Source organism: Comamonas serinivorans, assembly GCF_002158865.1.
Classification (GTDB): Bacteria; Pseudomonadota; Gammaproteobacteria; order Burkholderiales; family Burkholderiaceae_C; genus Comamonas_E; species Comamonas_E serinivorans.
Genome location: NZ_CP021455.1, coordinates 3,739,418 through 3,750,788 on the forward strand (window position 1 = coordinate 3,739,418; position 11,371 = coordinate 3,750,788).

Below are 11,371 nucleotides of genomic sequence, written 5' to 3' on the forward strand. Positions count from 1 at the left end.
GTGGCTGGGCTTGTGGCTGTGCCTGGCCTGGCCAGGCGCGCAGGCCCAGCCCTTGCCCAGGGGCCCGGGCCATGCCATCGAGACCTCGCCGCTGGCCGGTGGCGCCTGCACGGTGCAGGTGCTGGCCACCGAGGCTGCGCCCACCACCGATGGCAGCCGGCCCGAGCACGGCTGGGTGCCCGTCACATTGCCCGACCAATGGGCGCGGCGCTGGCCTCAGCACGAGGGTTCGGCGTGGTACCGCATCACCTGGCAGCGGCACTGCCAACCCGGCACCGCCCCGTCCGCCGCACTGATGGGCTTGGGCGTTGACGGCCTCAGTGTCGCGGGCGAGGTCTACATCAACGAGGACCTGCTGTGGCGCGATGCCTCGCTGACCGAGCCTTTGTCGCGCAGCTGGAACGTGCCGCGCTGGTGGTGGCTGCCCGAGTCCAGCATCGGGCCCGGCACCAATGCCATCTGGATCCGTGTCGTGGGGCATCGCGCGCTGTCGCCCGGCATGGGGGCGCTGCGCCTGGGGGCGCCCGAGGTGGTGGCCGATGCGTACGGCAACAGCCTGTGGCGCCAACGCACGCTCTATCAGATCAACGCGGTGCTGTCCGCCTTGGCCGTGGTGCTGTTCGGTGTCGTCTGGTGCCTGCGCCGTGGCGAGCAGGCGCACGGGTGGTTTGCCCTCATGTCGCTGAGCTGGCTCGCCTACCTGTCCACCTTCCTGGCCACCACCATGTGGCCGTTTTCCAATTCGGTGTCCCGGTCGCAGGCCAGCCTGCTGGCCTTGATGGGTTTTGTGGTGTGTGCCTGCAAGATGAGCCTGCGCATCGGCGGCCTGCGCTGGCCGCGCGCCGAGCGGGTGCTGTGGGGGCTGGCGGCGTTGGGTGCGCTGGTGTTGCTGATGCCCATGCCGGCCTCGACCGGCTGGCGCATGACCAGCGTGTGGCAGGGCGCCATCGCGGTGTTCCTGGTCAATGGGCTGCTGTTCCAGCGGCATGCTTGGTTTCCCCGCCAGGGCTCGCGCCAGCTCGCGCACATGCTGCTCGCCTGCTGCTGGCTGATGTTCATGGGGGTGGCCTTGCACGACGTGCTCATCCTGCAGAGCAACTGGCAGGTGGCCCGCAGCTGGGCAGCGCTGTGTGGCGTGCTCACCGTGGCCTTGATGACGCTGTTGCTGGGCGCTCAACTGGCCCAGCAGATGACGACGGTGGAGCGGTTCAACCGCGTGCTGAAAGACCGCGTGGCCCACGCCCGGGCCGAGCTGACCGAGGCGCTGGCCACGGCTCACACCCAGGCGCTGAACCACGCCAAGCTGCAAGAACGCATGCAGATCGCGCACGACCTGCACGACGGCCTGGGCGCCAGCCTGGTGCGTGGCATGGCCCTGGTCGAGCAATCGCCGCAGCCCGTGAACAACGCGCGCACGCTCTCGCTGCTCAAGTCCTTGCGCGATGACCTGCGCCAGGTGATCGACCAGGGCTCCAGCGCCGGCGCCACCGTGCCCGCCAGCCCCGTGCAGTGGCTGGCTCCGCTGCGCCACCGCTTCACGCGCATCTTCGACGAGCTGGACGTCACCTCGAGCTGGCAGGTGCCCTCGCAGTGGCAGGACCTGGGCGGCCAGCCCAGCGTATTGCAGTGCCTGGCGCTCACGCGCATCGTCGAAGAATGCCTGTCCAACGTCATCAAGCACAGCCAGGCCCGCCACGTGCGCGTGCACTGCACCGCCTTGCAGCCGCAGGGCCTGCAGCTGTGCATCGAAGACGATGGCGTGGGGTTTGACGTGGTGGCCGTGCGCGAGGCCGGCCAAAGCGTGGGCATGCGCAGCATGGCAGCACGGGCCGCGCGCATTGGCGGCACGCTGGACCTCACCTCGGGCGTGTGCGGCACCCAGGTGTGTGTGAGCGTGCCCCTGCTTCCGCCTGCCGACTGGCCCGCCACGGCTGCACGCTCGGCTGGTGCCACCCCGGCGCCCGAGGCCAGCGCGCCGACTCGAGCGCCTGAACCGGTGTGAACGCTGCAACCGGCCCAGGGGTGAACTGCCCCTGAGCGACTTCAGCGGCAGCGCTATCGCTGAAGCCAGCCACCACCAGGCGTGGGCTGCACCGGCTCAAGGAACGCACGCATCGGCGAACGTCGATATCTGGTTGCCGGCGACCAGCCGCTGGGCTCGGTGACGGCCCGCTGCGGCAGGCGCGGGCTGTGCGACGACAACGGCTGCATGCTGGGCCCGCCGAAGTCGGCCAGGCGCCCAAAGCGCAACGACTCCCTCACCCTCCACACAGTATCGGCCTATTCCCGTTTCATCTTGAACGGTAACCAACCCATACTGCGTCAATCCGATTCACCATCCACGGTCAGGTCATCGCCATCGACGTAGAACCAGCGCCCCGATTCGCGCACGAAGCGGCTGCGCTCGTGCAGGCGCACCCCACGGCCGGCGTGGCGGTAGCGCGCCACGAACTCCACCTCCGCGCGGTCGGCGTCGCCGTCCAGCGCGGGCACCGTGCGCTTGACGTTCAGGCCCAGCCACTTGATGCCGGCATCCAGCTCGAGCGAACCCGGCCGCGTGCCGGGATACCAGGTGGCCAGCAGGTAGGGCGCGCGGCCTGCCACGAACGCCGTGTAGCGCGAGCGCATCAAGGCCTCGGCGTCGGGCGCGGGCGCGCTGTCCAGGTGGTCGACGAAGCGGCCGCAGCAGGCGCCGTAGGCCAGGGGCTTGCGCGACGCCGACACGGCGCCGCACGGGCACGGCGCATCGGCCAGGGGACGGGTGAATTCGGTCATGAGGAAAGCGATGGACCCGCAGGTCCGGCATGGAAGGTGACTGGTGGCCGGTTGCCGGAACGCCAAGGAGCACCGGCACGCCAGGCGGCGCGCTGCACGGCCGGCCAAACCCGTGATTGTCCCGTACACCGGGCCGCCCCAGGCCACGCCGCTGCACGCGGGCAGCCTGCCGCAAGCTGCGCCATCATCACGGCCATGACGCCTGCACCTGCCCTGAGCGCGCCCGAGGTGGCCGCACCGTCCCACACGCCCGCACACACGGGCCCGCCCCCGAGGACGCTGCCGCGGGCAACACCCTGCCCCTCCATGAACTGGACGCGCTGCTCGCCTGCCTGGCGCCGCGCCAACCCTGGGCCGTGCTCTCGGGCGCCGGCCTGTCCACCGCCAGCGGCATTCCCGACTACCGCGATGCCCAGGGCGCCTGGAAACGCGCGGCCCCCATCCACCACCAGGATTTCATGGCCCATGCCGCCACCCGCCAGCGCTACTGGGCCCGCAGCCTGATCGGCTGGCCGGTGTTCCGCCAGGCCCGCCCCAACGCCGCCCACCAGGCGCTGGCACGCCTCGAGGCGGCGGGCCAGGTCGGCGTGGTCATCACCCAGAACGTGGACGGCCTGCATCAGGCGGCCGGCAGCCAGGCCGTGATCGACCTGCATGGTCGGCTCGACACCACCGTCTGCATGGGCTGTGGCCGCCGCAGTCCTCGCGCCGCCTTCCAGGCCGAGCTGCTGGCGGCCAATGGCAGCTGGCACCACCTGCAGGCGCCCGTGGCGCCCGATGGCGACGCCGACCTCAGCGGCGTCGACTTCTCGCGCTTCACCGTGCCCGCCTGCCCGCACTGCGGCGGCGTGATCAAGCCCGACGTGGTGTTCTATGGCGACAACGTGCCGCGCGAGCGCGTGGACCGCGCCATGGCGGCGCTGCGCGGCTGCGAGGCGCTGCTCGTGGTCGGCAGCTCGCTGATGGTGTACTCGGGCCTGCGCTTTGTGCACGCCGCGCAGGCCCGCGCGCCCCGCATGGCCATCGCGGCCATCAACCTGGGCACCACGCGGGCCGACGGCCTGTTCGACGCCAAGCTGCACGCGGCCTGTGCACCCGCCCTGCAGGCGCTGCAAGCGGCCCTGACGCGGTGACGCGCTGCTGAGCCCCCTGAGCCCCGGCGATGGCCTGCGGCAACCACGCGGCGCATGCGCGGCAAATGCACCGCCGCAAGCATCACCCCCCAGGCCCGGCGAACCGAACCAGGTCCATGGCCGATCGCACCGCCACCGGCATGAAAAAGCCCGCCAAAGCGGGCCATGGCTTGAGAGGCGGACGCCCTCCCAGATTCAAGCCTGGCGGGCCTTTTTGCGCCGGCTGCCCACGAAGGCCAGGCCACCTGCCAGCATGGCCAGGCCCCACGGCGCGAGACCCGGCACGGGCTTGGCCACCGCACCGCCGCCGGCGCCATCTAGGGTTTCGGACAGGATATAGGAGTAGTTCAGCACCACGCTGGCGCCGGGCGCCAGCGTGCCGATGTTGAAGGCCAGGCCGATGGTGTTGTCGCCATTGCCTGCATTCAGCCCAGCCAAAAAGGCATCTGGTGAAGTCGGCCATGGCGCATCAGGGCCAATGCCTGCACGGGGACTGTAGCTGGCGCTGGCCGTGGTGAGGCAGATCGTCTGGCCGGTAGAGGCGCCTTCGGCGCAAGCACGCGTTGCCGAAGGCAGGGTGTTGACCGTGTCGTAGTCGCCATAGGTGTTGACGTCCGGATCCGGGTCCAGCGTGCGCAAGGCCTTCAGGTTGGTCACCGCCGTGCCCGAGCGGTTGGTCAGCGTGGTCTGGATCGTGATCTCGGACCGCGTGCCCACGCGGCCCAGCGTGTACTGGTGACGGATCGACAACACCCCATCGGCCGTGGTCGAGTCCGCGCGCACCTGGGTGGGCGACAGGGCCGTCAGGGTGAAGGGGCTGTTGATGTTGTCGAGTGTCCCGCTGTTGTTGCTGCCCCAGTTCGCCCCGTCCGCCGTCAGGTAGAACCCTTCGAATTCGCTGCCGGGCGTGAGGAAGTCGTTGACACCGTAAGTCGAGGTACCCGTCGGATCGAACAGGATGCCCGGTGAGGTGCTGCCATTCGACCCCAGCGTGCCGTACAGGTCAGAGACACCGGCCTTGACGTAAGGATCCGCCAGCACAAGCGGCGCCGCTTGTGCCACCCCACACCACGCCACGCACAGCGCAGCCACGACCTTGCCCATTTGCCAGTTCATGCGGACCCCCATCCTCAAGTAACGTTTAAAAGGATGAATTATGTATCCTTTGGCATCAAACCTGGCCGTTTCCCCTCTGGCAGGATGTGTTCCATGTCAACCCCAACCGATTTGGCAGCGAGGCCGCGACCTGCAGGCCGGGCCGAGGCCCGCGGCCAGGCACCGGGCGTTGGCCGTATGTCGGTTCAAGCGCGGGCTGACGCCGGGCCCAGACGCCAAACGAGGCTGGACCCGAGCAGCCCTGGGGGCGGCACGTCGCCTGGCAGGGCCTGCCGGAGCGAGCAGGCCGCGTCCGATCAGCTCACGTTGCGCGAGCGACCTTCCCAGTGCGGAGCGCGCAGCTGGAACTTCTGCAGCTTGCCGGCCGCCGACATGGGCAGGGTGTCCTGAAACGCGACGCTGCGCGGGCACTTGTAACCGGCGATCAGGCCCTTGCAGTGGGCAATCACCTCGGCCTCGGTCAGCTCGGCCCCCTCGCGCAGCTGGATCACCGCGTGCACGCGCTCGCCCCATTTCTCGTCGGGCACCCCGATCACGGCGCTCATGAACACCTGCGGCAGCTGCGCAATGGCGTTCTCGACCTCGGCCGAGTACACGTTCTCGCCCCCGGTGACGATCATGTCCTTGAGGCGGTCGACCACGAACAGGTAGCCGGCCTCGTCCATGTAGCCCATGTCGCCCGTGTGCATCCAGCCGCCGCGCAAGGCATCTGCGGTTTCCTTGGGCTTGTTCCAGTAGCCCTGCATGACCATGGGCCCGCGCGCGCAGATTTCGCCCACGGTGCCGGTCGGCACCTCGTTGTCGTCACCGTCGACGATGCGCACCTCGGCAATCGGCGCCGTGCGGCCGGCCGAGCGCAGCATGCGCGTGGGGTCGGCGCCGGGCAGGTGGTCCTGCGGCGGCAGCACGGTGATGGTGGGCGACAGCTCGGTCATGCCGTAGGCCTGCGAGAAGCGCGCGTTGGGGAAGGCCTGCATGGCCTGCTCGAGCAGGGTCGCGTCCATGGGCGAGGCGCCATACGACACCAGCGTGAGGCTGGAGAGGTCGAACTCGGCAAAGCGCGGGTGCTCGATCAGGCGCTTGATCATGGTGGGCACCAGGAACATGTCGTTGGCGCCGTGCTTCTGGATGGCCGTCATCAGCATGACCTCGTCGAAGTATGGGATCACGACGATGGGCAGCAGCTTGGCCATCACCAGGATGGTGACGCCGCAGGCGGCCACGTGGAACATGGGCGGCGCGATGATGCCGATGGAGTCGCCGTTGCGCGCCTCGCGCGGCGCCATGGTCGAGGTGGACAGGCCGCTGATGCCCAGGTTGAGGTGGCTCAGCATCACGCCCTTGGGCTTGCCCGTGGTGCCACCGGTGTACATGATGGCCGCGAGGTCGTCGCCCTTGCGGTAGGCGTCTTCCACGGGCTGGGCCTGCGCCACCAGGTCCTCATAGGCCAGCATGCCGTCGGGCGTGGGGCCGCTGCCGCAGTGGATCACGGTCTTGAGCGAGGTCGACAGCTCGCGCAGCTTGGGCACCATGGGCGCGAACATGTCGTCCACCAGCAGGATCTGGGTGTCGCAGTCGTCGAGCGAATAGGCGACCTCCTGCGGGCTCCAGCGGATGTTGCAGGGGTTGATGACGCCGCCCGCCCACCAGGTGCCATAGAAGAACTCGACATAGGGAATCGAGTTGATCGACAGCATGCCCACCCGTCCTTCGGGCTGCAGACCCAGTTTTTGCAGCGCGCCGGCCAGCCGTGCCACACGGTCAGCCAACTGGCCATAGGTGCGCGTCTGGTCGCCGCAGGTGATGGCCACGGAGCCGGGTTTTTCGCGCAAGCCTTTGTGGATGGCCAGGGTCAGGTACATGCTCACGTTGTCTCCTTGTCAGTGCAATGGTTGTGCGCACAACGGTAGCGGCAAGCCGCGACGGCCGCTGTCGCGCAAGCTAGGCCGGCGCGCGGCGGTCCGCACCGCACTCAGGCAGGGCGGCACGCGGGCGGTTTTGACACGGCATCGGGTATCCGGCCGGCCCCGTTGCAAGGTCAACGGCAGTGATTAGATACCACTCTAAGTTTCGCCATTGCGCGGCTTGATGGCACGCATGGAGCGGGCGTCCGACTGCGTTGGGCCGCATCGCCACCCCGGGTTTGTCCCAGGTCGCGAACGCCGGATTCCTGCCTGGGTGAAGCCTGACTTCGCCGTGCCGGGGCCATGCATGGGCGCTTGGCGAACCCGTCGCCGCGGCCAGCCCGGTCGGGCGCGCATGGCGGGGGGCCTCGCCTGCGACGCATGCGGTCTGCCTGTGATGGGCCGATGCGTCGTCGGCCTGATCGCTCGCGCCATCAAGCCCGGCAACGACGTCATGGGGTGGCTCATGACCATCGTGCTGGGCGCGGCGCCCGTTGTGCGTCGTCGCGGACAGCTTGAGTGCCATGCAGTATTCACCCACCACCGTTCAAGATGAATCGGCAAGGCATCCATACTGCCCATGAACAATCGTGCAAACCAGCAGGGCGGGCCCCTGGCCAGAACCCTCGGCAGTCAGCCCCCCGACGCCGGGGGCGGCGCCGCACTCAGGCGGGCTTGGTCGCCGTGTACTCGCTGAAGATGCCCAGCTCGGTGTGGCGCTTGACCTCGGTGAAGCCGACGGAACGCAGCGTGTCCAGGATGCGCGCCGGCGGCGCGCAGGCTTCGATGCTGTCCCAGTAGTAGCGCCAGATCTTGGGGGTGTTGGTCTTGACGCCCCGCATCCTGGACGCAAACGGCACGATGCTGCGCATGTAGAACTTCAGCATGGCGTTGGCCATGCGGCCTTCGGCCGGCGTGATCTCGAGCACGCAGACGCGGCCGCCGGGACGCAGCACGCGGAAGAACTCGGCAAACGCCGCCTGCACGTCGCTGACGTGGCGCAAGGCGTAGCCCATGCTCACGAAGTCCTGGCTGGCGTCGCCCACGGGCAGCGCCTCGGCCTTGCCTTCGAGCAGCTGGACGGTCGCGGCCAGCGGGCTGGCCTGCATCATGCCGGGGCTGGGGTCCACGCCCACCACGCGGCTGGCGTCGCCGGTCAGGCGAATCGCCTGCGCGGCCACCAGGCCGGTGCCAAAGCCCACGTCCAGCACCTGCATGCCGGCGCACAGGCCCGCGCGCTGCAGCGCCCGGTGGCGGTAGCTGGGGCCGGTGCCGAAGGCGAGCATGGCCTCCACGCGGTCGTAGTCGGGCGCCGTGGTGTTGAAGATCTCGTGCAGGAAAGCAGCGCGCTCTGCTTCGCCCTCGTAGTAGTCGGACAAGGGCTGGTGCGGGGTGTGCACAGGGGCAGAGGAAGGCTGGTTCATGGCAGAGAAAACGGGGTGAGGAGACAAGCCGCAGCGGCCATCGGCAGCCCGGCAAGTTACCACGAACCCGCATGGGCACCGGAGGCGCCGGTCAGCGCAGGCATTTGGGCCTGCCACGCAGGGTCGCGTGCGTTTCACGCAGGCTCGCATGGGTGCCGGGCTTCAAGCGGCCGCCGCGAAGCGGGTCGTTCGGCTTGCTGATACGCACGCGGCCTTGACCGTGGGCTTCGCGCGATGCGCCAACCCTTGGCGGCTTGCCGATGCGCGCGTGGCCCTGACCTGAGGGACCTCGGCGCTAATCCACAGCATGGCTGTCCAGCTCCTGCCGTCTCGGCTGAGGCGTGCCCCGCGCGTGGCCGTCCATCCCGGAGTTCGTGTGCATTGAGCGCCGTGAGTGGCCCGCAAGTGCCTCTCCGCTGCGGGTGCCTGCTCGGAGGCGAACGCCTGAGCCGAGGCGAGTCCGGCCGGCCTTCTGAATGGGAACGTCCCAGGGGTGTTGATGTCGGCCACCACGCCAATTCAGACATGGCGTGGGCCGCGCATGCCGCCCCTCGGTGCGCGGCCGCTGGCCCTCCGTGGATGCGGGTGGCCGGTCCATCCGCTCCGGCGAAGGCTGCCGCGCCGCTCAGTCCAGCTTGCGCACGCTGAAGCCGCGGTCCTGCAGCGCGGTGATGACGTCGCGGACGTGGCGCGGCCCGCGCGTCTGCAGCACCAGCTCGATCTCGACATGCTGCGCCGCCAGCAGCGTGAAGGCGCGCTGGTGGTGCACCTCCTGCACGTTCGCGCCGGCGTCGGCCACGGCCTGCGTGACCTGTGCCAGCGAGCCCGGCACGTCGCGCGCCCCCACCACCAGGCGCACCAGCCGGCCCGACTGCACCATGCCGCGGTCGATGATGGCCGCCAGCAGCATGGGGTCGATGTTGCCGCCCGACAGCACCAGCCCCACCTTGCGTCCCGCAAACTTGTCCTTGTGGCGCAGCAGGGCGGCCATGCCCGCGGCACCCGCGCCCTCCACCAGCGTCTTCTCGATCTCCAGCAGCATGATGATGGCGTGCTCGATGTCGCCTTCGTCGACCAGCAGCAGCTCGTCCACCTGCTCCCGGATGACGGCCGCGCACCGCTCGCCCGGCGAGCCCACGGCAATGCCTTCGGCGATGGTGCTGGCCCCTTGCGGGTGGTGGCTGCCGGTCACGGCGTTGACCATGCCAGGGAAGCGCTCGGTCTGGACGCCAAAGATCAGGAGGCCCCCACGCTCCCCGCTGCGCGTGGTTCGCGGCCCCTGAACCGGGCGTCCCCCGAGGGGGCTGGTACCGCCTTGGGGCGGCCCGGCGTCGGCCCCCAGGCTCGCGTCGGCCGCTGAGGCCTGGCCACGCTGCAGCGAGCGGGCGGCGGTCGCCATGCCGGCCAGCAAGCCGCCGCCGCCCACGGGCACGATCAGGGTGTCGATGTCGGGCTGATCGGCCAGCATCTCGAGCGCCACCGTGCCCTGGCCGGCCATGATGGCGTCGTCGTCGTAGGGGTGGATGAACACCAAACCCTGCTGAACCGCCAGCTCGCGGGCGTGGCTGCGGGCCGCCTCCAGCGTGTCCCCGAACAGCACCACCTCGGCCCCGAAGCCCTCGGTGGCGGCCACCTTCACGCCGGGCGTGAAACGGGGCATCACGATGACGGCCCGCAAGCCCAGACGCTGCGCGTGGTAGGCCACGCCCTGCGCATGGTTGCCGGCGCTCATGGCGATGACGCCGGCCACGGTCTGGCCGCTGGCCCGCGCCTCGTCCATGACCGCGGTGAGCTTGTTGAGCGCCCCCCGTTCCTTGAACGAAGCCGTGAACTGCAGGTTCTCGAACTTGAGGTAAACCTGCGCCCCGGTGACCCGGGACAGGGTTTGCGAATGCAAACAAGGCGTGCGCTGCACCTGGCCCTGCAGGCGCTGCGCCGCAGCGTGGATGTCGGCTGGCGTGATCATGGGGCCATTGTCGGTGCTTGGCCCCGCGTCCGATCAAGTATCACTCATCTTATGGGGTATACGCCACTCGTCGATGAAATGAAAACGACAACGGGCACATACTCCAACATCTTGATGCATCCCGCCAACCCTGAACGGCCTGCTGCTCAATCGCGCCACGCCGAAGCGGCACGTGGTGGCGGACCGTGCCCTCGAGGTCCGTGACCCGTCGCCCCCCACCCCGTCGCCCCCCGCAGGGACAATCGCGCCCATGACCGATGTTTGGGACACCCTGTGGCACGGCCTGCACGCCACGGGGCTGACACAGCTGCCCCTGCCCGCCGCGCTGGGCGGGCTGTTCGCGCTGGCGCTGCTGTCGGCCACGCTGCTGCCGCTGGGGTCCGAAGCGGCGCTGCTGGCGTTGGCGCACACGCACGAGCACGCCCGGCTGTGGATCTGGCTGGTGGCCACGGCCGGCAACACGCTGGGCGGCCTCATCACCTACGCCATGGGACGCGGCGCGCACCGGCTGATGCAGCGGCCGCCCGACCCGCCCGAGCCAGCGGCTCCGACGGATGTGGCGCCGCCGGGTGGGCCCGCGCACCAAGCTGACCAGGCGACTCAGGCGGTGCCCGCCGAGTTCCCCGCGCCCCACGCGTCCGCCCCGCCGGCCACGCGGTCCGGCACCGCAACCCCAGGGGCCACGGCACCCGGGGCGCTCACGCCCCACGCCCCATCCTCATCACCGGCGGCCCCCGTGTCCCAGGCCCAGGCGCTGGCGCGGCGCTGGGTGCAACGGCACGGGGCGCTGGTCTGCCTGCTCAGCTGGTTGCCGGGGGTGGGCGACCCGCTGTGCGCCGCCGCCGGCTGGCTGCGCCTGTCGTTCTGGCGCTGCGCCCTCGCCATCGCCGTGGGCAAGGGGGCGCGCTACGCCGTCTTGCTGGGCACGTTGAGCGGCCTGGGGTGACGGAACCACTGGCTGGAGCGGGTGCGCCCATGGCGAACACCGGAGGACCGCCAACCGGGACGGCAAGGAGCTCACACCACCCATGCGGGCAGCGGGCAGCGGGCAGC

The 11,371-nt window shown here is 69.9% G+C and carries 8 protein-coding genes; 3 read left to right on the forward strand and 5 right to left on the reverse strand.

Annotated elements, in window-relative coordinates; translation table 11 throughout:
• Positions 1-52 precede the first annotated feature (52 nt).
• Positions 53-2,002 carry a sensor histidine kinase gene (locus CCO03_RS15960; RefSeq protein ID WP_157667733.1) on the forward strand — a complete coding sequence of 650 codons (1,950 nt, stop codon included), beginning with the start codon at positions 53-55 and terminating at the stop codon, positions 2,000-2,002.
• A gap of 320 nt (positions 2,003-2,322) precedes the next feature.
• On the opposite strand, the gene CCO03_RS15965 is transcribed toward CCO03_RS15960, so the two are convergent.
• The gene (locus CCO03_RS15965; RefSeq protein WP_169717483.1) at positions 2,323-2,775 is read right to left on the reverse strand and encodes a YchJ family protein; all 453 of its coding nucleotides are present in this window, start codon (positions 2,773-2,775) and stop codon (positions 2,323-2,325) included.
• Positions 2,776-3,071: 296 nt separating this feature from the next.
• Between CCO03_RS15965 and CCO03_RS15970 the strand changes: the two genes are divergently transcribed.
• Positions 3,072-3,908, forward strand: a complete 837-nt coding sequence (locus CCO03_RS15970; protein ID WP_087284822.1) for an NAD-dependent protein deacetylase — start codon at positions 3,072-3,074, stop codon at positions 3,906-3,908.
• 195 nt (positions 3,909-4,103) lie between these two features.
• On the opposite strand, the gene CCO03_RS15975 is transcribed toward CCO03_RS15970, so the two are convergent.
• The 4 genes from CCO03_RS15975 to CCO03_RS15990 form a co-directional block, all read right to left on the reverse strand.
• A complete protein-coding gene (locus CCO03_RS15975; protein ID WP_087282639.1) occupies positions 4,104-5,024 on the reverse strand; it encodes a hypothetical protein in 921 nt (306 codons plus the stop codon).
• Between the two features lie 296 nt (positions 5,025-5,320).
• Positions 5,321-6,886: an acyl-CoA synthetase gene (locus CCO03_RS15980; protein ID WP_205690416.1), complete on the reverse strand. Its 1,566-nt coding sequence runs from the start codon at positions 6,884-6,886 to the stop codon at positions 5,321-5,323.
• Positions 6,887-7,593: 707 nt separating this feature from the next.
• Positions 7,594-8,352, reverse strand: coding sequence for a class I SAM-dependent methyltransferase (locus CCO03_RS15985; protein ID WP_087282644.1), 759 nt, complete (start codon positions 8,350-8,352; stop codon positions 7,594-7,596).
• A 625-nt stretch (positions 8,353-8,977) separates the two neighbouring features.
• Entirely contained in the window at positions 8,978-10,318 is a 1,341-nt protein-coding gene (locus CCO03_RS15990; RefSeq protein ID WP_087282645.1) for a threonine ammonia-lyase, read from the reverse strand.
• Positions 10,319-10,568: 250 nt separating this feature from the next.
• Between CCO03_RS15990 and CCO03_RS15995 the strand changes: the two genes are divergently transcribed.
• On the forward strand, positions 10,569-11,264 hold the full coding sequence (locus tag CCO03_RS15995; RefSeq protein ID WP_087282647.1) for a YqaA family protein: 696 nt from the start codon (positions 10,569-10,571) through the stop codon (positions 11,262-11,264).
• Positions 11,265-11,371: the final 107 nt, after the last annotated feature.